The following is a 23264-nucleotide window of genomic DNA, read 5'->3' as shown; positions in this document are numbered from 1 at the left end:
TCGTGATTAACCGAGCAGCGTTGCCCAGCCTTCAACCACGTCGCCGCCCCACTTGGCTTTCCACTCTTTCAGTGTCTTGTGGTTGCCACCTTTGGTTTCGATGACTTCGCCGTTATGTGGGTTCTTGTATTGTTTGACCTTACGCGCGCGCTTGGTACCGGTGGTTTTCACCGCGCCACGTGGTGCTTTGTTCAGTTTGGCTTCTGGGTCCAGCAGGGCAATGATGTCGCGCAGCGACTTTTGATACTCGCCCATCAGCTCGCGCAATTTGCCTTCGAACTCCAGCTCTTTCTGTAGTTTGTCGTCTTCCGACAGGTTTTTCAGACGGGCCTGCAGTTCTTTGATGGCTTCTTCTGTGGCGCGGTATTCGTTGATCAGGGACATGGGGCAATCCTTGGTGGAAAGGGAAACAGTGCCGCAATAATAGTCAGAGGTTTTCGTCAAGTAAACATTAAACTCGAAAATCACATGAACGCATTTTAATGTCTGGAATCTGTCAGGTAGAAATTTACAAACTTAAAGTGTCTTGGAACAAGTAACTTTTTGTCGCAGCTGGCGTAGCGCCAGTGGTCGAAGACCTTGCGGCCACCGTCCATCAGTCGACCTGGCAGTTGCAATCATTACTGCAGTTTTGCTGGGCAATCGTTAGAATGAGCACCTTTGCGAAGTTCTGGAGTCCATTTTCATGCGCACCTATCGGCTGGTGATTGCGTGCCCCGACCGCGTCGGCATCGTCGCCAAAGTCAGTAATTTCCTGGCGTCCTACAACGGCTGGATCAACGAAGCGAGCCACCATTCCGATGAATTGAGCGGCTGGTTCTTCATGCGTCACGAAATTCGCGCTGAAACCCTGCCGTTTGGTATCGAGGCTTTCCGCGAGGCCTTCGCGCCTATCGCAGAAGAGTTCTCCATGGTTTGGCGGATCACCGATACCGACCAGAAGAAGCGTGTGGTGTTGATGGCCAGTCGCGAGTCCCATTGCCTGGCCGACCTGCTTCACCGTTTTCACAGCAATGAACTGGATTGCGAGATTCCGTGCGTGATTTCCAACCACAACGACCTGCGCAGCATGGTTGAGTGGCACGGCATCCCGTTCTTCCATGTCCCTGTCGACCCTCAAGACAAGCAGCCTGCATTTGCCGAGGTTTCGCGCCTGGTCAAAGAGCATGCCGCCGATGTGGTCGTGCTGGCGCGCTACATGCAAATCCTGCCGCCACAGCTGTGCCAGGAATATGCGCAGAAGGTGATCAATATTCACCACAGTTTCCTGCCGTCGTTCGTTGGCGCCAAGCCCTACCACCAGGCGGCAGTGCGCGGCGTGAAGCTGATCGGTGCAACCTGCCACTATGTCACTGAAGAGCTGGATGCCGGTCCGATCATTGAGCAGGATGTGGTGCGCGTCAGCCATAGCGACACCATTGAAGACATGGTTCGCTTTGGTCGGGATGTCGAGAAGATGGTGCTGGCCCGTGGCCTGCGTTATCACCTGGAAGACCGCGTACTGGTGCACGGCAACAAAACCGTGGTGTTCAACTGATTCGGTGGTTTAGCGCGATTTCGGTATGAGCCATCCGTCCGCGCTTCGCGCCAGCGACTGCAGGTGTGGTCGGTTGGGTGTGCGGGGGGAGGGCAGGCAGCGACGGGCGTCGCTGCCTGCAGGTGGCGTTAAATGCGGAAGCTGCCGACCAGGTGTTTCAAGCGGGTAGCCTGTTGTTCCAGGTCTGAGCAGGCGCGCAGGGTCGATTGCAGGTTCTCGACACCTTCCTGGTTGAGCATGTTGATTTCATTGATGTCCATGTTGATCGAGTCGACAACCGCCGTCTGCTCTTCAGTGGCGGTAGCGACCGATTGGTTCATGCCGTCAATCTCGCCGATGCGCTGTGTCACGCTGCTCAGGCGCTCGCCTGCCTGGTTGGCGATCGACACGCTGTCCTGGCTGTGGCGCTGGCTCTGACTCATGGTGTCAACCGACTCACGGGCGCCAACCTGCAACTCCTCAATCATGTTCTGCACCTGTTGTGCCGACTCTTGCGTGCGGTGTGCCAGGTTGCGAACTTCATCGGCAACCACCGCAAAACCACGACCGGCCTCGCCAGCTCGCGCAGCTTCGATCGCTGCGTTGAGTGCCAGCAGGTTGGTTTGCTGCGAGATGCTGGTGATGACTTCAAGGATTTGGCCAATGTTGACCGTCTTGTTGTTGAGCGTCTCGATGTGGGCGCTGGACGTGCAGATCAGGTCAGACAGGCGATTCATGGCCTGGATATTGCGGTCGACCACCTGCTGACCTTCTTCGGCCAGGTGCCGTGCAGAACTGGCCTGTTGTGAGGCCTGCGCAGCGTTATGGGCGATTTCCTGGGCGGCGGCACCCAACTGATTGATTGCTGCGGCAACGCTGTTGGTGCGGTTGGACTGTTCGTCAGAGTTGACCATCGACGAGTTTGAGGCGCTGATTACACGCAATGCCACTTCATTGACCTGTTGGGTCGCCGAAGACACTTCGCGAATAGAGCCGTGGATGCGCTCGACGAAACGGTTGAATGCCTTGCCCAGGGTGCCGAACTCATCGTGGTTGTGAATGTTCAGGCGTTTTGTCAGGTCACCTTCACCTTCAGCAATGTCTTCCATTGCCTTGGTCATGATGTTCAAGGGTTGCAACAGCATGCGAATCAGCAGGCCCAGCAGGGCGATGATGATAACGATGGCGACCAGGGTGGCGATGATCGCCGAGGTACGGAATTTGCTGAGCATCGCATAGGCTTTCTCCTTGTCGATGGACAGGCCGATGTACCAGTTGGCTGACGGCAGGCCTTTGACTGGCGCAAAGCTCAGTACGCGGGTGCGGCCGTTGAGCTCGACTTCGCTCATTTCCTTGGTGAGGCTCGGGGTGTTTTGCGGGAACAGGTCCGACAGTGACTTCATCACCAGGTTTTTGTCGGGGTGCACCAGGATTTTGCCCTGATCGTTCACCAGGAAGGCATAGCCCATGCCGCCAAAGTTCAGCGAATTGATGATTTCGGTCAGGCCATCGAGGGCCAGGTCACCGCCGACCACGCCGATGTTACGGGCTGCCGTAACCACCACGGAAATCACCATCTTGCCGGTGCTGGCGTCGATGTAAGGTTCGGTCAGGATCGGGCCATTGGCTGCCAGGCCATCCTTGTACCAAGGGCGAACACGTGGGTCGTAACCGTCAGGCATCTTGGTCAGCGGACGAATGGTGAAGCCACCATTGATGTCGCCCAGGTAAACCGTCAGGAAGCTTGAAACAAGCGACTGTTGGCCGAGTATCGTGCCGATGGCTTCTTGATTGGGGAAGGCGGCGATGTTCTGGGCCGCGTTTTGTACCAGCAGAATACGACCGTCAAACAGGTTCTTGATGTTGGTCGATGTGGATTCGCCCATTTCCTCAAGATAGTTTTTCAGATCATCGCGAATCGCATTACGCTGCAGGTAATCGTTGTACAAGGTAAAGAGGGCGAAGGCGATCATGACGATCAATGAAGCGGCCATTAGGATCTTATGGCTGAAACGGAGGCTTTTGTTCATAACGTATATGTCCGCTAAGGTCTTCTAATCCGGGTCTGTCGCACAAAGAACAGCTTCAAAGCAGTGCAGGGGCCGATGTCCTTGTCGGGTCTTTTTCTGGCTTTTGGTGCGGTGCATCACACCTAGCTATCGACCGCTTTCATGCAAAGCTTGAATAGAGGAAGAAAAAATAATGACTGACTCCGCACACGTCGTACTGGGCGCAGATGTTGATGGTCAGCCCGTCGTTCAGGCACTGCGTCTGACCAACCGTCACGGGCTGGTGGCGGGTGCCACGGGCACCGGAAAGACCGTGACGTTACAGCACTTGGCCGAGGCTTTTAGCGACGCGGGTGTGGCGGTGTTTGCCGCCGATGTCAAAGGTGACTTGTGCGGCCTCGGCGCAGAGGGCGATCCGCAGGGGAAAGTCGCCGAGCGCATCGCCTCGATGCCGTGGCTTGAGCATCGCCCGCAGGCCTACCCGGTCACCTTGTGGGATGTTCACGGCCAGTCGGGCCACCCCTTGCGCACGACGCTCAGCGAGATGGGGCCGCTACTGTTGGGTAACTTGCTGGAGCTGACAGACAGCCAGCAAGCCGCGCTGTATGCCGCGTTCAAGGTGGCGGATCGAGAAGGGTTGTTGCTTCTTGACCTCAAGGACCTCAAGGCACTGCTTGCGCACTTGAAGGACAATCCGCAGGTATTGGGCGACGATGCGGCATTGATGACCAGCGGCTCCAGCCAGGCGCTCTTGCGTCGTCTGGCGAGTCTTGAGCAGCAGGGCGCCGAGGCGCTGTTTGGTGAGCCTGCGCTGCAACTGGAAGACCTTTTGCAGCCGGCTGCCGATGGGCGCGGGCGTATCCACCTGCTGGATGCCAGTCGTCTGGTGCATGAGGCGCCAAAGGTGTACGCAACCTTCCTGCTCTGGCTCCTGGCCGAACTGTTTGAGCAGTTGCCTGAACGTGGCGACGCAGACAAACCCCTGTTGGCATTGTTCTTTGATGAGGCGCACCTGTTGTTCAGCGGAACGCCAAAGGCATTGCAAGAACGCTTGGAGCAGGTGGTTCGGTTGATCCGCTCCAAAGGCGTTGGGGTCTACTTTGTTACCCAGTCGCCGGGAGATCTGCCCGACGATGTTCTGGCTCAGTTGGGGTTGCGTATCCAGCATGGCTTGCGTGCATTTACCACCAAAGAGCAGAAATCGCTCAAGGCCGTAGCGGATGGCTTTCGGCCTAATCCGGCGTTTGACACGCTTTCAGTGCTCACGGAGCTTGAGATCGGGGAAGCATTGGTGGGAACCCTGCAGGAGAAGGGAACACCCGGGATGGTTCAGCGCGTGCGGATTGCACCGCCGCAGTCACGTATCGGGCCATTGAGTGACGCACAGCGGGCACATCTGATTGCAACTTCGCCGCTGGCTGGTCGTTACGATAAGCCGATCGACCGCGAATCGGCGTATGAAATGTTGTCGGCACGTAAAGGTACCGCGCCCGCGCCGGAGCAGGTTTCAGCAGCCAGTGAGGACAGTTTTGCCGATAAAGCCGGTGAGTTTTTACAGAGTGCTGCAGGGCAGGCAATCAAGTCGGCAGTACGCCAAGCGGCCGGTCAGTTGGGGCGGCAGTTGGTAAGGGGGCTGATGGGGTCGCTGCTGGGGAGTAAACGCCGCTAGTGGTGGCGAGATTTCAAGCATAAGAAAGGCGCCGTGAGGCGCCTTTCTTTACTGTACGGCTGCGGGTCAGGCGATGGCTTTGGAGGCCAGCCAGAACAGCCCGGCTGCCAGCGACATCGATGCTGGCAAGGTCAATACCCAGGCCAGAAGGATGGTGCGAACAGTGCCGCCTTGCAGGCCGCTCTTGTTCGCGACCATGGTGCCGGCAACGCCAGAGGACAGTACGTGGGTGGTCGACACGGGCAGGCTGAACACGTTGGCCATGCCGATGGCGCAGGCTGCGGTGATCTGTGCCGACATGCCCTGGGCGTAGGTCATGCCTTGCTTGCCGATTTTTTCGCCAATGGTCAGTACAACCCGTTTCCAGCCAACCATGGTACCGACGCCCAGTGCCAGGGCGACAGCCAGGATTACCCAGAACGGCGCGTACTCGGTGGTGGCGGTGAGGTCTTTACGCAGCTTTTCCAGGTCGGCTTTTTCACGCGCTTGCAGGTTAGGCAGCTTGCCGACCTTCTTCGCGGTGTCGTCCAGGCAAAGCAGGTAGCGTCGCACTTCGACGCGCTTTTCAGGCGACAGCGAGTGGTAGTCGGAGACGCCCACGAGCGATTGCGTCAGGGCATTGATGGTCGGTTCGGTCTGCTGCGGGTTGCAACTGAACTGCTCCGGCAGGTCGCCATTCTTTGCCTTGCCCAGTGCGAGGAACTCGCCAAGGGTAGCGTTGTTACGCTGATAGAACTGGCTCAGGTGCAGGGTTGCGTCGCGGGTGCGCTCGATCTGGTAGGTGGTGCTGTTCAGGTCGAGGACGAACTGCGCCGGGACGATGCCGATCAGTACCAGCATGATCAGGCCAATACCTTTCTGGCCGTCGTTGGAGCCGTGTACAAAGCTGACGCCCATGGCTGAAATGACCAATACCAGGCGGTTCCAGAACGGTGGGTGTTTCTTGTCGTCGACCTGACGGCGTGTTTCCGGGGTCTTGTGCATCTTCGACAGCGGGCGCCACCATTTCAGGGCAAGCAGCACCAGTGCGGCGACCAGGAAGCCGGCCATTGGCGACAATACCAGCGACATGGCGATATCGATGGCTTTCTGCCAGTTGACGCCATCACCCAGCGGAATGTCGTTGAGCATCGCGTTGGCCAGGCCCACGCCCAGGATCGAGCCGATCAAGGTATGGGAGCTGGATGCCGGAATCCCGAAATACCAGGTGCCCAGGTTCCAGGTGATCGCCGCCGCCAGCAGCGAAAAGACCATGGCCAGGCCGTGACCGGTGTTCACATTGATCAGCAGTTCTACCGGCAGCAGGTGGACGATGGCGTAGGCCACCCCGACGCCGCCGAGCAGAACACCAAGAAAGTTGAACACGCCGGAAAAGAACACGGCCAGGTGAGGCGGCATGGCTTTGGTGTAGATGACTGTGGCAACCGCGTTGGCGGTGTCATGAAAGCCATTGATGAACTCGAATGCGAGCACGAAGGTCAAGGCAAGCAGCAGGCTTACCAGGACCCAGGCATCAAGTCCGCTGAATAATTCGATCATGAAGGTTTTCTGACCCGGTCATAAGGGGGCGCGATTATGCCAGAAATCATCGGTAATCGATGCACTAGCTGCTGGTCGGTAAGTACCTGTCCAGCTATGGGTCGCGACAGTGAAAAAAGAGGGTTGGCGGGTTCAGGCGGATAAAATTCGGTGAAATTGCGGTTAAATTCCGCGAAATCAAGGATTTTAAACGAGCTCAAAAAAATCATACGTTTGTATGAAATTTGTGAGATTACGTAACCGTTAACTGATCCAGCGCAAGACTCCTCCAGCTATGGCGCTGCACGCGCACCCGATAAGACCCCTCAGGGCAAGGCGGGCAGGCGGTTTGAAAACGATGCTAAGGCTCCTCGGCCTTGAGCTCCTTTTCCATTTTCTGCAGTTCCTGGGCAAACGCCTGGTCAAGAACGCTGGCGCGTTTGCGCCACGGTTTGCGTTCCGGGTCGGGCTGGGCAGCGTAGGTGGTTACTTCACCACCGTAAACTTCCTTGTAACGTTGTTCCTGGCGCTCAAGTTCCGCGCGCAGTTCATCTTTCGTCACAGTTGTTACCTGATAGTTGAAATGACACTCTGGTGTTAAGGCGGATGCTGTCCCGCAGGCAGGCTTCATACGCGACAATTGTGTATGAAACACCGTGGGCAGTCCGGGGTATTTCCGGGTAAACGGATGACCACGTGTATTTTGAAGCTTTCAAGGCGCTGTCGTCGAGCCGTTGAGCGCACTTGCATGAGGCTCGAGTGACGGCGTGCACTACCGTGTCATCCAAACGTAAGTTGGATTATAGCAAGTGAGTTGAATAACTCTATCGTTCGGTACTGCCTCGGCCGCAACAACAAAGTTCTGTTGCGCATTCATGAACGTAAATGACGATCGCCCATACATGCGCTGAACGGGTTGTTGAGTCGCTGCAAAAAATAAAAAACGGCCTCGCTTCGAGAGCAAGGCCGTGCCTGGGACTTCTACGGTGGGTACCTGACCAGTCTCTCCAAGAAGCCACATGGTGGCTGGAGAAAGGTATAAGCAATTGTGGGGTGCGGTCAATTGCGATTATCGGTCGATGGTTCGATAATCGCACTCGTGAGCGTTTTGCCGAGGTAAGCCATGAACGACGAACTACAGCCTAAAGGGCCAGGACTCAACGACCAGCTGCGAAGCTCCTTTGCTTCGTTGGCACCCCCGATCGTGGCTTCGCCGGCCAAGCGCATTCAGGCATTCACCGGCGACCCGGACTTTATGACCTCGTTGGCCAGGGGGCTGGCGGTCGTGCAGGCTTTTCAGGAGCGCAAGCGCCATCTGACCATTGCCCAGATCAGTCACCGTACCGAGATCCCCCGTGCTGCGGTGCGCCGCTGCCTGCATACCTTGATCAAGCTGGGGTATGCGACCACGGACGGCCGTACCTATTCGCTGCTTCCCAAAGTGCTGACCCTGGGGCATGCCTACCTGTCGTCCACGCCGTTGGCGGTGTCGGCCCAGCCCTATCTGGACCGTATGAGTGACCAGTTGCATGAAGCCTGCAACATGGCCACGCTGGAAGGCGACGATATCCTGTACATCGCGCGTTCGGCCACGGTACAGCGGCTGATTTCAGTGGACCTGTCGGTGGGCGGGCGGCTACCGGCTTATTGCACCTCGATGGGCAGGATCCTGCTGGCGGCACTTGACGATGCCACCTTGCATGAGTATCTGGAGCACGCCGATCTGCAGGCCAAGACCAGTCGAACCATTCGTGATCCAGAAGCGTTGCTTGAATGCTTGCAGCAGGTTCGCCAGCAAGGGTGGTGTGTTGTTGATCAGGAGTTGGAGCAGGGCCTGCGCTCGATCGCTGTACCGGTCTACGATTCGTCGGGCCAGGTGCTGGCAGCCTTGAATGTCAGTACACATGCCGGGCGGGTCAGTCGCAGCGAACTGGAACAGCGGTTCCTGCCCATCATGTTGGCGGCCAGTCGTGATCTGAGTGCGCAACTGTTCGCTTGAGTGGGCTGTTCAATGTTGTTCGATAAACGCACAGAGTTGCGTTTGTCGAATTGCGCGCTATTGGGTGCCTGATTAATGTCCCTCGCATCGAGTAGCCCGACTGCTCGAACATAATAATGAGCGAGAGGCCAAGCCCCATGAATAGTATCCTTCCTGTTCCCGCACACCTGTCCTACCGCGTCCTGCGCGGAAGCTGAGACCCCAAAAAGACTGCGTCCTCCAATCGTCTGTGCCGTTTACGCGCGCATGCGTACTTTCACGCATTTTTTCTGGATAACAATAATGAACAGTCCTCAAGCTTCAGTTGGAAACTGCCTTGATGTGCAGTCCTTCATCAATGCACAACCCCTCTCGCGCTACCAATGGCGTGTGGTTGTTCTGTGTTTTCTGATCGTTTTCCTGGATGGTTTGGATACCGCCGCCATGGGCTTTATCGCGCCCGCGTTATCCCAGGATTGGGGTATCGATCGTGCCAGTCTGGGGCCGGTCATGAGTGCCGCGTTGATCGGCATGGTTTTCGGCGCCTTGGGTTCTGGCCCGCTGGCTGACCGTTTTGGGCGCAAGGTAGTGCTGGTGGGGGCAGTGATTCTGTTTGGTGCCTTCAGCCTGGCTTCGGCGTACAGCAGCAATGTCGATCAGTTGCTGGTGCTGCGCTTCCTGACCGGCCTGGGGCTTGGTGCCGGTATGCCCAATGCCACAACGCTGCTGTCTGAGTACACCCCTGAGCGGCACAAGTCGCTGCTGGTCACCAGCATGTTCTGTGGTTTCAACCTGGGCATGGCCGGTGGTGGTTTTATTTCTGCCAAGCTGATTCCTCTGTTTGGCTGGCATAGCCTGCTGCTGATTGGGGGTGTTCTGCCCTTGCTGTTGGCGTTGGTGCTGTTGGCCTGGTTGCCGGAGTCAGCGCGTTACCTGGTGGTTCGCAACCGTGGTAACGACAAAGTACGCAAGACCCTTGCCCCCATTGACCCGGTTACGGTCGCCCAGGCCGCAAGCTTCAGTGTTCCTGAGCAGAAAACGGTCAAGGCGCGCAATGTGTTCGCGGTGATTTTCTCCGGAACCTACAGCGTTGGCACCCTGCTGTTGTGGCTTACCTACTTCATGGGCCTGGTGATCGTGTACCTGCTGACCAGTTGGTTGCCGACCCTGATGCGCGAAAGTGGCGCCAGCATGGAGCAGGCAGCGTTCATTGGTGCGCTGTTCCAGTTTGGCGGTGTGCTGAGCGCCGTCGCGGTGGGTTGGGCGATGGACCGTTTCAACCCGCACAAGGTCATCGGCGTGTTCTACCTGCTGGCAGGCGTCTTTGCCTACGCAGTAGGGCAGAGCCTTGGCAATATCACCCTGTTGGCGACGCTGGTATTGATTGCGGGCATGTGCGTCAACGGTGCGCAATCGGCCATGCCGTCGTTGGCAGCGCGTTTCTACCCAACTCAGGGGCGTGCCACAGGCGTGTCGTGGATGCTCGGTATCGGTCGGTTCGGCGCGATCCTCGGGGCCTGGATGGGCGCAACGCTGCTGGGTCTTGGCTGGAACTTCGAGCAGGTACTGACCGCACTGGTGATCCCTGCTGGCCTGGCCACGGTGGCGGTGATCATGAAGGGCATGGTTAGCCACGCTGACGCGACCTGATAGCGCAGTGCGGCCGATCCTCGACAGGGTCGGCCGCTGATTGACCCCCTCCATTTCCCTTCCTGCAGGCGTTGCCTGCGGGAGAGCGCGCAAGCAGCGATCGGAGTAGGAACAATTGGTTCGATTATCGAACACTTAGTCGATTATCGGATTGAACCGCGTTCTGGACGGCCTTAATCTGAGGTCAATCCTCCCTCGACTTCAGCGAATACCAGGAGTCTGCAATGGCTGAAATCCTCTCGCTCCACGACGCCGTGAAGCAGTTCGTCAACGATGGCGACAGCGTCGCTCTCGAAGGCTTCACACATTTGATCCCGACCGCGGCCGGTCATGAAATCATTCGTCAGGGCAAGAAGAATCTGACCCTGGTTCGTATGACGCCTGACTTGATCTACGATCAACTGATCGGTGCCGGTTGTGCCAGGAAACTGATCTTCTCCTGGGGCGGTAACCCAGGTGTAGGTTCCTTGCACCGCCTGCGCGATGCGGTGGAAAAACAATGGCCGCACGCCATGGAAATCGAAGAGCACAGCCACGCCGACCTGGCCAACGCCTATGTTGCAGGTGCTTCCGGTCTGCCATTTGCGGTGTTGCGTGCTTACGCTGGCTCTGACCTGCCGAAGGTCAACCCGCTGATCAAGAGCGTCACCTGCCCGTTCACCGGCGAAGTGCTGGCTGCGGTGCCGTCGGTACGCCCCGATGTCACGGTGATCCACGCGCAGAAAGCCGACCGCAAGGGCAACGTGCTGCTGTGGGGCATCCTCGGTGTGCAGAAAGAGGCCGCCCTGGCTGCCAAGCGCTGCATCGTCACCGTCGAAGAGATTGTCGACGACCTGAATGCGCCGATGAACGCTTGCGTTCTGCCGACCTGGGCACTGTCTGCTGTCTGCCTGGTTCCTGGGGGGGCACACCCGTCCTATGCCCATGGTTACTACGAGCGCGACAACCGTTTCTACCAGGCCTGGGACCCTATCGCCCGCAGCCGTGAGACTTTCACCGCCTGGATCGATGAATACATCCGCGGTACTGCTGATTTCAACGCATTCAAGGCAAAACTGGCCAGCGCTTCGGAGGCTGAATAATGAGCTACTCCACCAATGAAATGATGACCGTCGCCGCAGCCCGTCGTCTGCGCAATGGTGCCGTATGCTTCGTTGGCATTGGCCTGCCATCCAAGGCCGCCAACCTGGCGCGGCTGACCTCGTCCCCGGACGTGGTACTGATTTATGAGTCGGGCCCGATTGGTGCGAAGCCGACGGTTCTGCCGCTGTCCATCGGTGACGGTGAGCTGGCCGAGACCGCTGATACCGTTGTGCCGACCGGCGAAATTTTCCGTTACTGGCTGCAGGGCGGGCGTATTGACGTGGGCTTCCTCGGTGCTGCCCAGGTCGACCGCTTCGGCAACATCAACACCACGGTGGTGGGTGATTACCATCAACCCAAGGTTCGCCTGCCAGGTGCAGGTGGCGCACCAGAAATCGCCGGCTCCGCCAAACAAGTGCTGATCATCCTCAAGCAGTCGTCGCGTGCCTTCGTCGACAAGCTCGACTTCATCACATCGGTCGGTCATGGCGAAGGCGGCGACTCGCGCAAACGCCTGGGGCTGCCAGGTGAAGGGCCGGTAGGCATCATCACCGACCTGTGCATCATGGAACCGGAAGCGGGTACCAACGAGTTTGTGGTGACCTCGATCCACCCAGGTGTTACCCGTGAACAGATCATCGCCGCGACCGGCTGGCCGATCCGTTTCGCCGAAAATGTAGCGCAGACTGCCGAGCCGAGCGAAGTCGAACTGACTGCCCTGCGTGATCTGGAAGCGCGTACGGCGGCCGCTCATGGCCAAGCGCCAGGAGAAGCCTGATGCGTGACGTCTTTATTTGCGATGCAATTCGTACCCCCATCGGTCGTTTCGGTGGCGGCTTGGCCAGTGTGCGTGCCGATGACCTGGCAGCCGTGCCGCTCAAGGCGCTGATCGAACGCAACCCGTCGGTACAGTGGGACCAGATCGATGAAGTGTTCCTGGGCTGCGCCAACCAGGCCGGTGAAGACAACCGCAACGTTGCCCGTATGGCGCTGTTGCTGGCTGGCCTGCCGGACAGCGTGCCGGGTGTAACCCTCAACCGCCTCTGTGCCTCGGGCATGGATGCGGTCGGTACGGCCTTCCGCGCCATTGCCAGCGGCGAGATGGAACTGGCAATTGCCGGTGGCGTCGAGTCGATGTCGCGTGCCCCGTTCGTCATGGGCAAGGCCGATAGCGCCTACTCGCGCAACATGAAGCTGGAAGACACCACCATTGGCTGGCGCTTCATCAACCCGCTGATGAAAGCCCAGTACGGTGTCGATGCCATGCCGCAGACTGCCGACAACGTAGCGGATGACTATCAGGTGTCGCGTGCCGATCAGGACGCCTTTGCCCTGCGCAGTCAGCAGCGTACCGCCCAGGCCCAGGCCGCCGGCTTCTTCGCCGAGGAAATCGTGCCGGTGCGTATTGCGCACAAGAAGGGCGAGACGGTTGTCGAGCAGGACGAACACCCGCGTGCCGATACCACGCTGGAAGCACTGACCAGGCTCAAGCCGGTCAATGGTCCGGACAAGACGGTTACCGCAGGCAACGCTTCGGGCGTCAACGATGGTGCTGCGGCGATGATCCTTGCATCAGCCGAAGCAGTGAAAAAACATGGCCTGACGCCGCGTGCGCGCGTGCTGGGCATGGCCAGTGCCGGTGTTGCGCCACGTGTCATGGGTATTGGCCCGGTGCCTGCTGTGCGCAAGCTGGTCGAGCGTCTTGGCCTGGCCGTGACCGACTTCGACGTCATCGAGCTCAATGAGGCATTCGCCAGCCAAGGCTTGGCTGTACTGCGTGAGTTGGGGCTGGCGGACGATGCACCGCAGGTCAACCCTAACGGCGGCGCCATCGCCTTGGGGCATCCATTGGGCATGAGTGGCGCGCGCTTGATTCTGACCGCGCTGCACCAACTTGAAAAAACCGGTGGCCGTAAAGGCCTGGCAACCATGTGTGTGGGGGTTGGCCAAGGCTTGGCGCTGGCGATCGAGCGCGTGTAAACCAGTGACCTCATCACCCGGCCTCCACGCAAGGTCTGGGTGATGGGGTGATTGTTATGTGGAGCAAGGGTGTTGCCAAGCCTGTCTAGACTTTCAGAACCCTCCAAGAGTAAGTAGCCATGACTTCTGTCCGCTACATTGTGCCGTTGCTCACTACTCAGCCCGCGTCTGACGAATCAGGCGGCCTGTTTGCATAACGATCATTGATCTACTCGCGTACCCTTGGTGGTGCGTTTTGTTGAAGGACCTGCCATGACTCAACGACCGGGCAACCAATTGTTCGATGCCTATTTCACAGCACCTGCCATGCGTGAGGTATTTTCCGACCGTGGTCGAGTGCAGGGCATGCTTGATTTTGAAGCTGCGCTGGCCCGTGCCGAAGCCGCTGTCGGGGTTATCCCGCAGGAGGCGGTAGCGCCCATAGAAGCTGCCTGCCAGGCCGATCACTACGATTTCGGTGCGTTGGCTGAAGCCATCGCCGTGGCCGGTAACTCGGCAATTCCATTGGTAAAGGCATTGGGCAAGGTGATCGCCAGTGACGTGCCGCAAGCCGAGCGTTTCGTTCACCTCGGCGCTACCAGCCAGGACGCGATGGACACCGGCCTGGTGTTGCAACTGCGTGATGCGCTGAGCCTGATCGAAGCAGACCTCGCACGCCTGTGCGAGGCCCTGGCAGGCCAAGCCCTGGCCCATGCCGATACGCCGCTGGCCGGACGCACCTGGCTGCAACATGCCACCCCGGTGACGCTGGGAATGAAAATCGCCGGTACCTTGGGTGCCCTGACGCGGCATCGTCAACGCTTGCAGGAACTCAAGCCTCGGGTCTTCTGCCTGCAGTTCGGCGGGGCTTCTGGCACCTTGGCTGCCTTGGGGGAACAGGGTTTACGGGTTGCCGACGCATTGGCTGAGCAGTTGCACCTGAGCCTGCCCGAGCAGCCCTGGCACACTCAACGAGATCGCCTGGTGGAGTTTGCTTCCGTGCTTGCGCTGATCGCCGGCACCCTGGGCAAGTTGGGCCGGGATGTCAGCCTGTTGATGCAAACCGAAGCGGCCGAAGTGTTTGAGCCTTCTGCTCCGGGCAAGGGCGGCTCCTCGACCATGCCGCACAAGCGCAACCCGGTGGGGGCCGCAGTTTTGATCGGTGCCGCGACGCGCGTGCCAGGCTTGTTGTCGACCTTGTTCAGCGCAATGCCTCAGGAGCATGAACGCAGCCTTGGCCTGTGGCATGCCGAATGGGAAACACTGCCGGAGATCTGCTGCCTGGTGTCCGGTGCCTTGCGTCAGGCGCAGATTCTGGCCGATGGCCTGGAGGTCGATGCCGAACGGATGCGTCGCAATCTGGAGCTTACCCAAGGCCTGGTCTTGGCTGAGGCGGTGAGTATCGTGCTGGCGCAACGCTTGGGGCGTGACCATGCCCACCACCTGCTGGAGAGCTGCTGCAAGCGTGCAGTGGCTGAACAACGCCACCTGCGCGCGGTGCTCGGCGACGATCCGCAGGTGAGCGCCGAACTGTCGGCAGACGAGCTCGATCGTCTGCTGGACCCTGCACACTACCTCGGCCAGGCGCGTGCCTGGGTTGAGCGTGCAGTGGCTGAACATACCCGACTGAGTGCCTGAAGGAGACTTTTGTGGCTAGCGTACAACTTGCCGATGGCGTACTGAACTATCAACTCGATGGCCCGGAAGGGGCGCCGGTACTGGTGTTGTCCAACTCGCTGGGCACCAACCTGCACATGTGGGACACCCAACTGCCAGCGCTTACCGCGCACTTTCGCGTACTGCGTTACGACACCCGTGGTCATGGCCAGTCGTTGGTGACCGAGGGCCCCTACAGCATTGAACAACTGGGTCGGGACGTGTTGGCCTTGCTCGATGCCCTGCAGATCGAGCGTGCACATTTCTGTGGCCTGTCCATGGGCGGCCTGATCGGCCAATGGCTGGGTATAAATGCCGGCCACCGTCTGAACCGACTGATCGTCTGCAACACGGCGGCCAAGATTGCTACGCCAGAGGTTTGGAACCCACGGATCGAAACCGTGCTGCGTGATGGTCAGGCCGCCATGGTTGGCCTGCGTGACGCGTCCATTGAGCGTTGGTTCACCCCGGCCTACGCGGCGTCCCACCCTGATCAGGCCAAACGCATCACCGACATGCTCGCGGCCACCTCGCCGCAGGGCTACGCGGCCAACTGCGCTGCGGTGCGCGATGCCGATTTCCGCGACCAATTGGGCGAGATCAAGGTCCCTATGCTGGTGATTTCCGGCAGCGCCGACGCGGTGACTCCACCGTCTGGTGGCCTGTTTATCCGGGACAAGGTGAAGGGTGCCGAATACGCTGAGTTCCATGCTGCGCACCTGTCCAACGTTGAAGTGGGCGAACCGTTCAGTCGTTGCGTCATTGACTTTCTGTTGGCCCGTTGAGGAATCAGGTGTGGACGAGAAACAGCGTTACGAAGAAGGTATGAAGGTCCGTCGTGCCGTGCTGGGCGACGCACACGTCGATCGCAGCCTGAACAACCTGACGGCCTTCAATAGCGAGTTCCAGGAAATGATCACCCGTCACGCCTGGGGCGATATCTGGACCCGTCCGGGTTTGCCGCGGCATACCCGTAGCCTGATCACCATTGCGATGTTGATCGGCATGAACCGCAATGACGAGCTGAAGCTGCATTTGCGGGCGGCGGCCAATAATGGCGTCACCCGCGACGAAATCAAGGAAGTGCTGATGCAGAGCGCTATCTATTGCGGGATTCCAGCGGCCAATGCCACCTTCCACCTGGCGGAGTCAGTGTGGGATGAGCTGGGGGTTGAGTCGCGCGAGTGACCTCGACGACCTGAAAAACGGCGCCTGCACATAGACGTTCCCGCGTCTGTTGCAGGCGCTGGCCTGTACAGCACCATGTCCTCCTAACGCCAGGTCACCGGCCCGGCGCTGCCTTCCACAGCCGCTTTCAGGTCGGGCCGCAGCCCAAGCATGAAAGCCGCTTCTGCGACGATGAACAGCGGTCCGATGATCAGCCCGCTGATGTCATCGACAAACGCCGGTTTGCGCCTTTCGTAATAATGCCCGACGAACTGGATGGCCCAGCCTGCCACGAACAGCCCCAATCCTGCGCTCAACCAGACGGCAGTGCTTTGTGCTGCCAGCCGCTCACCAGCCCATAGGCACAGACCGAGCAGTGCGCCCATCACCAGGCCAAAGTGTGTGTCCAGTCGCAGGTAAAACCAGGCCGAAGCAGAGGCCACGAGCAGTGCAGGTGACAGCCACATCCCCATCAGTGACAGACCTGGGCGCGACAGCAGTACTGTCACTGCAACAACGATCAGCGGGATACCAATGAAATGCGTGGCGATGTTGCGTGGATCACGGTGATACGCGGCGTATTGACTGAGGTATGTGGCGAGGTTTTTCATTGTTGTTCCTCCCGTCGAGCGTTAAATGAATAACCGTCATACCTGGCGTATGCAGCCGCTTCAAGGCCACAGGTGTAGCGGTTGCGCATTTCTGTGCAGGATAGCCTGCTACAGGGGGAGGGGGAGCGGCGTGCGGGGATTTAACGGGATCAAGGTTCTCGCCCCGGTTCGCCTCAAACAGCTGGCGAACCGGGGCGGAATCTCGACAGGCTAGACGTTGCGGTGCTTACAGAATACCGATCGGGTAGCTGACGATCAGGCGGTTCTCGTCGAAGGAGTTGGTGTTGAAGTCCCGGCGCATGGTCGAGTTGCGCCATTTGAACGAGAGGTCTTTGAAGGTGCCGGATTGGATGACATAGGCCAGCTCCGATTCCCGTGCCCATTCCTTGCCATTATCGACACTGCTGGTCTGCACGTTGTCGCCGCTGATGTAGCGGTTCATCAAGGTCAATCCTGGTACACCGAGGCTGGCGAAGTTGAAATCATGGCGCAACTGCCAGGAGCGTTCCTTGGCGTTGTCGAAGCTGGAGTTGTAGCTGTCGTTGGCCAGGGTGCCGCCGCTGGTGCCGTTGACCCGCATCCAGGCGCTGTCACCACTGACGTCCTGTAGACCGACATAGAAGGTGTTGCTGCCGTAGCGCGCCGACAACAGGGCTGACGCGGTCTTGTTATCCAGCTTGCCGGCCCGTTCAGCGCCGTCTTCCTTGCCGATGAAGTAACCAAGGTTGGCACCCAGGGTCCAGTTGCCCAGTGGCTGGCTGTGAACAAGGTTGATGTACTGCTGGTTGTAGATGTCCTTGAGTTCGGCATTCCACAGGCCGATCAATGTCCGCTTTTCGTTGAAGCTGTATTCGCCGCCGGCAAAGTTGAAGCGGTCGGAAGTGAAGGCTGGCTTGCCGTTCATGTACATGTCTTCCATGCTGGCATCATTGCGTGGGCTGTTGCCACGGAACTGGCCACCATAGAGCGTAAGGCCGGTAATCTCCTGAGAGGTGATCTGGCCACCGCGGAAGGTTTGCGGCAACGAGCGGCCATCGTCCGAACGTAGAATCGGCAGCACCGGCATCCATTCGCCGACTTTCAGCTCGGTCTTGGACACCTTCGCTTTCAATGCCACGCCCAGGCGACCGAAGTTGTCGGCTGGGCGGCCGTCATCATGAACCGGTAGCAATTGAGTGCCTGCGGTGCCTTTACCGCCGTCCAGTTTGACCGAGTACAAACCCAGTACATCGACGCCGAAGCCGACGGTCCCTTGGGTGAAGCCGGACTTGGCATCAAGGATGAAACTTTGGGTCCATTCCTCAGCCTTGCCTTGTTTGTTTGCCGGGTCGACGAAGTTGCGATTGATGTAGAAGTTGCGCAGGTTGAGCGTGGCTTTGGCATCTTCGACAAAACCGCCTTCGCTGGCCAGTGCAGGTAGCGCGCAGGTGGTCATCAACAAGCCGGAAAACACGTGTCGTGCGGGTTGGAAGGTATTCATTGTGGTGTCTCTTGTTTTTATTGGGCCGAGGCCTTCAACCGTAACGTTCAGCCGTCACGGATCGAGGTGCTGAGCTGAATGATCAGTGTTTCAAAGCGGCGAGAGGATGGTGCTGCGAGCGGTGGGGGTGAATCAATTCGCTGCAAACGGTACTGTGCGATAAACGAACACTAACTAGGTGGTACATAATTTTCGTGGCATTCACATGGCTGCGATGGCCGTGCAGGCATCGGTGCTGCCAGGGTGAGCAGGCCAGGTAGCGTTCTTTCGTGGGGGCAAAAAAAAACCACCGCGAGGGTGGTTTTCAACGAGTGGCTTGCCTGGGGCATGAGCCCAGGCAAGGCAGCAGATTGCTGCCGACGCAATCAGTTCTTCGAAGCCTGCGCTGACGCCTGCTGACTCTGAGTAGTCTGTTCATGCCAGCCGCCACCGAGTGCCTTGTACAGGTTGACCTCGCTGACCAGTTGCAACAGGCGGTCGGCGATCAGCGCCTGCTGGCTGCTGAACAGCGAGCGCTGGGCATCGAGGAAGGTCAGGTTGCTGTCGATCCCGATACGGTAGCGACGCTCGGCCAGACGGTAGTAGTCCTGGTTGGCAGCGACCAGGTCACGCTGGGCTTGCAGCTGCTCTTTGAAGGTCTGGCGTGCTGCCAGGCCATCGGAGACTTCCTGGAACGCGGTCTGGATTGTTTTCTCGTACTTGGCGACGTTGATGTCTTTCTGGATTTTCGAGTAATCCAGGCTGGCACGCAGGCTACCCGCGTTGAAGATCGGCAGGTTGATCTGGGGTTGGAACAGCCAGGTGCCAGAGCCCCCCTTGAACAGGCCGCCCATGTCTGGGCTGAGGGTACCGGCGTTGGCCGTCAGGCTGATGCTTGGGAAGAACGCAGCCCGTGCCGCGCCGATGTTGGCGTTGGCGGCCTTGAGCAGGTGCTCGGCTTCCTGGATGTCCGGACGGCGTTGCAGCAGCTCGGAGGGCAGGCCTGCCGGTACTTCGCTAAGCAGGTCGGCATTGAGCTCCTGGCTGGCCGGGAGGTTGGCCGGCACGCTGGTGCCAAGCAGCACGGTCAGGCTGTTCAGGTCTTGTGCAACCAGGCGTTGGTACTGGGCCAGCTTGACTCTGGCACCCTCCACCGACGTGCGCGCCTGGCTCAGGTCGAGTGCCGACGACACGCCGACTTCATTGCTACGTTTGGTCAGCTGGTAGCTTTCCTCGTAGGTCTTGAGGGTTTCCTCGGTCAGCTTGAGCAGGGCCTGGTCTGCTTGCCAGGTCAGGTAGGCGTTGGCCACGCTGGCCACCAGGCTGATCTGTGTCGAACGGCGTGCTTGCTCGCTGGACAGGTAGGTTTCCAGTGCCTGTTCGCTGAGGCTGCGGACGCGGCCAAACAGGTCCAGCTCATAGGCGCTGACGCCGAGCGTGGCCGAGTACTGGCTGTTGATCGTTGCTTCGCCGGTACTGGAGACATCGCCGGGTACACGCTGGCGGCTACCACTGCCATTGGCCGAAACGGCCGGGAACAGGTCGGCGCGCTGAATGCGGTACTGCGCCCGGTAGGCGTCGATGTTCAATGCCGCGACGCGCAGGTCGCGGTTGTTGACCAGCGCCGTCTGAATCAGCTGTTGCAGTGCCGGGTCATGGAAGAACTGACGCCAGCCTTGCTCGGCTGCCGCGACCTCGGCCGACTCGGTTGGCGAGTAGGCCGGGCCTTGCGGCCACTGAGCCGACGCTGGCGACTCGGGTGTCTGGTAATCGGGAATCAGCGAGCAGCCGCCAAGAATGAAAGCGGTGACCGCCAGGGACAACAGGGACTTACTCATTGCCCAGCCTCATAGCGTGGAGTTTCGGGGGTGGCGTCGGCTTTAGGCTTCTTGCTGGCGAACAGCGACGACACACTGACGAAGAACAGTGGTACCCAGAAAATGGCCAGTACCGTGGCGGTCAGCATCCCGCCGATAACGCCGGTACCGATAGCATGCTGGCTGCCCGAGCCCGCACCGCTGGAGATAGCCAGAGGTACCACGCCGAGAATGAACGCCAGCGACGTCATGATGATCGGGCGCAGACGCATCCGGCAGGCTTCCACTGCGGCGTCGATCAGGCTGCGACCCTGCTCATGCAGCTCTTTGGCGAACTCGACAATCAGGATCGCGTTCTTTGCAGCAAGCCCGATGGTGGTCAGCAGACCGACCTGGAAGTACACGTCGTTGGACAGACCGCGCAGGCTGGTGGCAGCCAGCGCACCGATGATCCCCAGCGGCACGACCAGCATGACGGCAATCGGGATCGACCAGCTTTCATACAGTGCTGCCAGGCAGAGGAACACCATCAGCAGCGACAGCGCGTACAGGGCTGGGGCTTGCGAGCCGGACAACCGCTCCTCGTAGGATAGACCTGTCCACGAATAGCCGATACCGGCGGGCAGTTGCGCTGCCAGGCGCTCGACTTCAGCCATTGCTTCACCGGTACTGTAGCCCGGGGCCGGCGCACCCAGGATCTCCATGGCTTCAACACCGTTGTAGCGCGACAGCTTCGGTGCGCCATAGATCCACTGGCCTTTGGCGAAGGAGGAGAACGGCACCATTTCACCGATCGAGTTGCGCACATACCACTTCTGCAGGTCTTCCGGGTTCATCCGTGAGCCGGGCTCACCCTGGATATAGACCTTCTTGACCCGACCGCGGTCGATGAAGTCGTTGACGTAGCTGGCACCCAAGGCAATCGACAGTGTGCTGTTGATCTCGGCGATGGTCACACCCAGGGCACTGGCGCGCTCGTCGTCGATGGTCAGTTGGTACTGCGGTTCATCGTTCAGGCCGTTCGGCCGTACTGCAGTCAGTACCTTGCTTTGCGCGGCCATACCGAGGAACTGGTTACGGGCTTCCATCAGCTTGGCGTGGCCGACACCGGCGCGGTCCTGGAGGAACACATCGAAGCCGGTGGCGTTGCCCAGTTCCAGTACAGCGGGAGGGGCGAACGCGAACACCATGGCATCACGGAAGGTGAAGAAATGCTGTTGAGCACGTTTGGCCAGGTTGAATACGCTGTTTTCAGCAGAGCGCTGGTCCCATGGCTTGAGCATGATGAAGGCCAGGCCCGAGCTCTGACCACGACCGGCAAAGTTGAAGCCGTTGACGGTAAACACCGAACTGACGGTATCCGACTCCTGCTCCAGCAAATAGCTGCGCATCTGGTCGATGACCACCTGTGTACGCTCGGCGCTGGAGCCTGCAGGTGTCTGCACCTGGGCGAAGAGTACACCCTGGTCTTCTTCTGGCAGGAACGCCGTTGGAATGCGGGTGAACAGCCAGACCATACCGACGACGATGATCAGGTAGGCCAACAGGTAGGGGGCCTTGTGCCGCAGCATGCTGCCCACGCCGCGCTCGTAGCTGCGTACGCTGCGGTCGAAGTTGCGGTTGAACCAGCCAAAGAAGCCACGTTTGGCAACGTGATGCTCACCTTTTGGCACTGCCTTGAGCATGGTGGCACACAGTGCCGGGGTGAAGATCAGCGCTACCAGTACCGACAAGGCCATGGCCGAGACGATGGTGATGGAGAACTGTTTGTAGATCACCCCGGTGGAGCCGCCAAAGAACGCCATGGGCAACAGTACTGCCGACAGCACCAGGGCGATACCGACCAGGGCGCCCTGGATCTGGCCCATGGATTTCTTGGTTGCTTCTTTGGGTGACAGGCCCTCTTCGGACATCACCCGCTCGACGTTTTCCACCACAACGATGGCATCGTCCACCAGCAAGCCGATGGCCAGCACCATGCCGAACATGGTCAGCGTGTTGATGCTGAAACCGGCGGCCGCGAGGATGCCGAAGGTACCCAGCAACACCACGGGTACGGTCATGGTGGTGATGACCGTGGCGCGGAAGTTTTGCAGGAACAGGTACATCACCAGGAACACCAGCACGATGGCCTCGATCAGGGTGTGGATAACCCCGCTGATCGATTCGGTGACCACTGGCGTGGTGTCATACGGGAAGACCGCCTTCATGCCTTGCGGGAAGAACGGTTCCAGCTCGCTGATGGTCTTGCGCAGTGCCTTGGCGGTATCCAGCGCGTTGGCGCCGGTTGCCAGCTTGATCGCCAGGCCCGAGGCCGGTTTGCCGTTGAACTGGGCACTGACTGCGTAGTTTTCGCCGCCCAGACCGATCTTGGCGACATCACCCAGGCGTACCTGCGAGCCGTCGCGGTTGACCTTCAACAGGATCTTCTCGAACTGCTCGGCGGTTTGCAGGCGGGTCTTGCCGATGATGGTTGCGTTCAGTTGCTGGCCGGGCAGGGCGGGCAGGCCGCCGAGCTGGCCGGAGGATATCTGGACGTTCTGCGCGGCAACGGCCGTCTTCACATCCACCGGGGTCAGCTGGAAATTGTTCAGCTTGGCCGGGTCGAGCCAGATACGCATCGCGTACTGGGCACCGAACACCTGGAAGTCACCGACACCGGCGGTACGCGAGATCGGGTCCTGCATGTTCGATACGATGTAGTTGGCCAGGTCGTCCTTGCTCATGCTGCCGTCTTCGGACACCAGGCCGATTACCATGAGGAAGTTTTTCACTGCCTTGGTAACGCGGATACCCTGTTGCTGCACTTCTTGCGGCAGCAGCGGGGTGGCCAGGTTCAGTTTGTTCTGCACCTGGACCTGCGCGGTATCGGGGTTGGTACCCTGCTCGAAGGTCGCCGTGATGGTCATGCTGCCATCGGAGTTACTTTCCGAGGACACATAACGCAGGTTGTCGATCCCGTTGAGCTGCTGCTCGATCACCTGGACCACGGTGTCCTGCACCGTCTGCGCCGAAGCACCTGGGTAGGTCACGGCGATGGCAATGGCGGGTGGAGCGATGCTTGGGTACTGGTTGATCGGCAACTTGAGGATCGACAGTGCGCCGACCAGCATGATCACCAAGGCGATCACCCAAGCGAAGATCGGGCGATCGATAAAGAATCTCGACATGG

18 protein-coding genes and 1 pseudogene are annotated in these 23264 nt (G+C 59.2%); 10 read left to right on the top strand and 9 right to left on the bottom strand.

All coding sequences use genetic code 11. From position 1 onward, the window contains the following. Positions 1 to 6: 6 nt before the first annotated feature. Positions 7 to 384: a histone-like nucleoid-structuring protein MvaT gene (gene mvaT, locus AB7M23_RS01665; protein WP_065761853.1), complete on the bottom strand. Its 378-nt coding sequence runs from the start codon at positions 382 to 384 to the stop codon at positions 7 to 9. 301 nt (positions 385 to 685) lie between these two features. On the opposite strand from mvaT, the gene purU reads away from it, so the two are divergent. Continuing rightward, positions 686 to 1537: a formyltetrahydrofolate deformylase gene (purU, locus tag AB7M23_RS01660; RefSeq protein WP_065761852.1), complete on the top strand. Its 852-nt coding sequence runs from the start codon at positions 686 to 688 to the stop codon at positions 1535 to 1537. Between the two features lie 128 nt (positions 1538 to 1665). Here the strand turns inward: purU and AB7M23_RS01655 are convergent, their stop codons facing one another. Then, entirely contained in the window at positions 1666 to 2430 is a 765-nt protein-coding gene (locus tag AB7M23_RS01655; RefSeq protein WP_371917216.1) for a methyl-accepting chemotaxis protein, read from the bottom strand. A 93-nt stretch (positions 2431 to 2523) separates the two neighbouring features. Continuing rightward, a pseudogene (locus tag AB7M23_RS01650) lies at positions 2524 to 3489 on the bottom strand (HAMP domain-containing protein); the annotation flags it as partial. A gap of 229 nt (positions 3490 to 3718) precedes the next feature. Between AB7M23_RS01650 and AB7M23_RS01645 the strand changes: the two are divergent. Then, positions 3719 to 5194, top strand: coding sequence for a helicase HerA-like domain-containing protein (locus AB7M23_RS01645; RefSeq protein ID WP_454240094.1), 1476 nt, complete (start codon positions 3719 to 3721; stop codon positions 5192 to 5194). Positions 5195 to 5260: 66 nt separating this feature from the next. Here AB7M23_RS01645 and AB7M23_RS01640 read toward each other — a convergent pair whose 3' ends face one another. Both AB7M23_RS01640 and AB7M23_RS01635 read right to left on the bottom strand, forming a co-directional pair. Next, on the bottom strand, positions 5261 to 6733 hold the full coding sequence (locus tag AB7M23_RS01640) for an inorganic phosphate transporter (RefSeq protein WP_454240093.1): 1473 nt from the start codon (positions 6731 to 6733) through the stop codon (positions 5261 to 5263). Positions 6734 to 7073: 340 nt separating this feature from the next. After that, complete coding sequence (locus AB7M23_RS01635; RefSeq protein WP_065758709.1) at positions 7074 to 7274, bottom strand: hypothetical protein; 201 nt, start codon at positions 7272 to 7274, stop codon at positions 7074 to 7076. 561 nt (positions 7275 to 7835) lie between these two features. Between AB7M23_RS01635 and pcaR the strand changes: the two genes are divergently transcribed. From pcaR to pcaC, 8 genes are all read left to right on the top strand, one after another. Next, the gene (pcaR, locus tag AB7M23_RS01630) at positions 7836 to 8711 is read left to right on the top strand and encodes a pca regulon transcriptional regulator PcaR (RefSeq protein WP_454240092.1); all 876 of its coding nucleotides are present in this window, start codon (positions 7836 to 7838) and stop codon (positions 8709 to 8711) included. A gap of 282 nt (positions 8712 to 8993) precedes the next feature. Further along, positions 8994 to 10340, top strand: a complete 1347-nt coding sequence (locus AB7M23_RS01625; protein WP_454240091.1) for an aromatic acid/H+ symport family MFS transporter — start codon at positions 8994 to 8996, stop codon at positions 10338 to 10340. 224 nt (positions 10341 to 10564) lie between these two features. Beyond that, positions 10565 to 11422: a CoA transferase subunit A gene (locus AB7M23_RS01620; RefSeq protein WP_454240090.1), complete on the top strand. Its 858-nt coding sequence runs from the start codon at positions 10565 to 10567 to the stop codon at positions 11420 to 11422. Beyond that, complete coding sequence (locus tag AB7M23_RS01615; protein WP_176717404.1) at positions 11419 to 12201, top strand: CoA-transferase subunit beta; 783 nt, start codon at positions 11419 to 11421, stop codon at positions 12199 to 12201. Before AB7M23_RS01620 ends, AB7M23_RS01615 begins: the two co-directional genes overlap by 4 nt. Then, complete coding sequence (gene pcaF, locus AB7M23_RS01610) at positions 12198 to 13403, top strand: 3-oxoadipyl-CoA thiolase (protein ID WP_178081709.1); 1206 nt, start codon at positions 12198 to 12200, stop codon at positions 13401 to 13403. The genes AB7M23_RS01615 and pcaF overlap by 4 nt, the downstream gene beginning before the upstream one ends. 252 nt (positions 13404 to 13655) lie before the next feature. After that, positions 13656 to 15020 carry a 3-carboxy-cis,cis-muconate cycloisomerase gene (locus AB7M23_RS01605; RefSeq protein ID WP_454240089.1) on the top strand — a complete coding sequence of 455 codons (1365 nt, stop codon included), beginning with the start codon at positions 13656 to 13658 and terminating at the stop codon, positions 15018 to 15020. 11 nt (positions 15021 to 15031) lie between these two features. Further along, entirely contained in the window at positions 15032 to 15823 is a 792-nt protein-coding gene (gene pcaD, locus AB7M23_RS01600; RefSeq protein ID WP_454240088.1) for a 3-oxoadipate enol-lactonase, read from the top strand. Between the two features lie 10 nt (positions 15824 to 15833). Then, on the top strand, positions 15834 to 16226 hold the full coding sequence (pcaC, locus tag AB7M23_RS01595) for a 4-carboxymuconolactone decarboxylase (protein WP_065758701.1): 393 nt from the start codon (positions 15834 to 15836) through the stop codon (positions 16224 to 16226). Positions 16227 to 16309: 83 nt separating this feature from the next. Here pcaC and AB7M23_RS01590 read toward each other — a convergent pair whose 3' ends face one another. The 4 genes from AB7M23_RS01590 to AB7M23_RS01575 form a co-directional block, all read right to left on the bottom strand. Continuing rightward, on the bottom strand, positions 16310 to 16816 hold the full coding sequence (locus AB7M23_RS01590; protein WP_454240087.1) for an Mpo1 family 2-hydroxy fatty acid dioxygenase: 507 nt from the start codon (positions 16814 to 16816) through the stop codon (positions 16310 to 16312). A 226-nt stretch (positions 16817 to 17042) separates the two neighbouring features. Further along, a complete protein-coding gene (locus AB7M23_RS01585; RefSeq protein ID WP_454240086.1) occupies positions 17043 to 18296 on the bottom strand; it encodes an OprD family porin in 1254 nt (417 codons plus the stop codon). Between the two features lie 365 nt (positions 18297 to 18661). Further along, the gene (locus tag AB7M23_RS01580; protein ID WP_454240085.1) at positions 18662 to 20113 is read right to left on the bottom strand and encodes an AdeC/AdeK/OprM family multidrug efflux complex outer membrane factor; all 1452 of its coding nucleotides are present in this window, start codon (positions 20111 to 20113) and stop codon (positions 18662 to 18664) included. Further along, complete coding sequence (locus AB7M23_RS01575) at positions 20110 to 23262, bottom strand: efflux RND transporter permease subunit (RefSeq protein ID WP_454240084.1); 3153 nt, start codon at positions 23260 to 23262, stop codon at positions 20110 to 20112. The genes AB7M23_RS01580 and AB7M23_RS01575 overlap by 4 nt, the downstream gene beginning before the upstream one ends. Positions 23263 to 23264: the final 2 nt, after the last annotated feature.

The sequence above is a fragment of the Pseudomonas sp. HLS-6 TE3448 genome, assembly GCF_053629555.1.
Note: the sequence above shows the minus strand (reverse complement) of the source record. Positions and strands in the feature narration are given on the sequence as shown.

Bases quoted from the DNA above. Each gene is read 5' to 3' on its own strand.
- mvaT (WP_065761853.1), bottom strand. From the start codon at position 384: ATGTCCCTGATCAACGAATACCGCGCCACAGAAGAAGCCATCAAAGAA.
- purU (WP_065761852.1), top strand. From the start codon at position 686: ATGCGCACCTATCGGCTGGTGATTGCGTGCCCCGACCGCGTCGGCATC.
- AB7M23_RS01655 (WP_371917216.1), bottom strand. From the start codon at position 2,430: ATGGTCAACTCTGACGAACAGTCCAACCGCACCAACAGCGTTGCCGCA.
- AB7M23_RS01645 (WP_454240094.1), top strand. From the start codon at position 3,719: ATGACTGACTCCGCACACGTCGTACTGGGCGCAGATGTTGATGGTCAG.
- AB7M23_RS01640 (WP_454240093.1), bottom strand. From the start codon at position 6,733: ATGATCGAATTATTCAGCGGACTTGATGCCTGGGTCCTGGTAAGCCTG.
- pcaR (WP_454240092.1), top strand. From the start codon at position 7,836: ATGAACGACGAACTACAGCCTAAAGGGCCAGGACTCAACGACCAGCTG.
- AB7M23_RS01625 (WP_454240091.1), top strand. From the start codon at position 8,994: ATGAACAGTCCTCAAGCTTCAGTTGGAAACTGCCTTGATGTGCAGTCC.
- AB7M23_RS01620 (WP_454240090.1), top strand. From the start codon at position 10,565: ATGGCTGAAATCCTCTCGCTCCACGACGCCGTGAAGCAGTTCGTCAAC.
- AB7M23_RS01605 (WP_454240089.1), top strand. From the start codon at position 13,656: ATGACTCAACGACCGGGCAACCAATTGTTCGATGCCTATTTCACAGCA.
- AB7M23_RS01590 (WP_454240087.1), bottom strand. From the start codon at position 16,816: ATGAAAAACCTCGCCACATACCTCAGTCAATACGCCGCGTATCACCGT.
- AB7M23_RS01585 (WP_454240086.1), bottom strand. From the start codon at position 18,296: ATGAATACCTTCCAACCCGCACGACACGTGTTTTCCGGCTTGTTGATG.
- AB7M23_RS01580 (WP_454240085.1), bottom strand. From the start codon at position 20,113: ATGAGTAAGTCCCTGTTGTCCCTGGCGGTCACCGCTTTCATTCTTGGC.
- AB7M23_RS01575 (WP_454240084.1), bottom strand. From the start codon at position 23,262: ATGTCGAGATTCTTTATCGATCGCCCGATCTTCGCTTGGGTGATCGCC.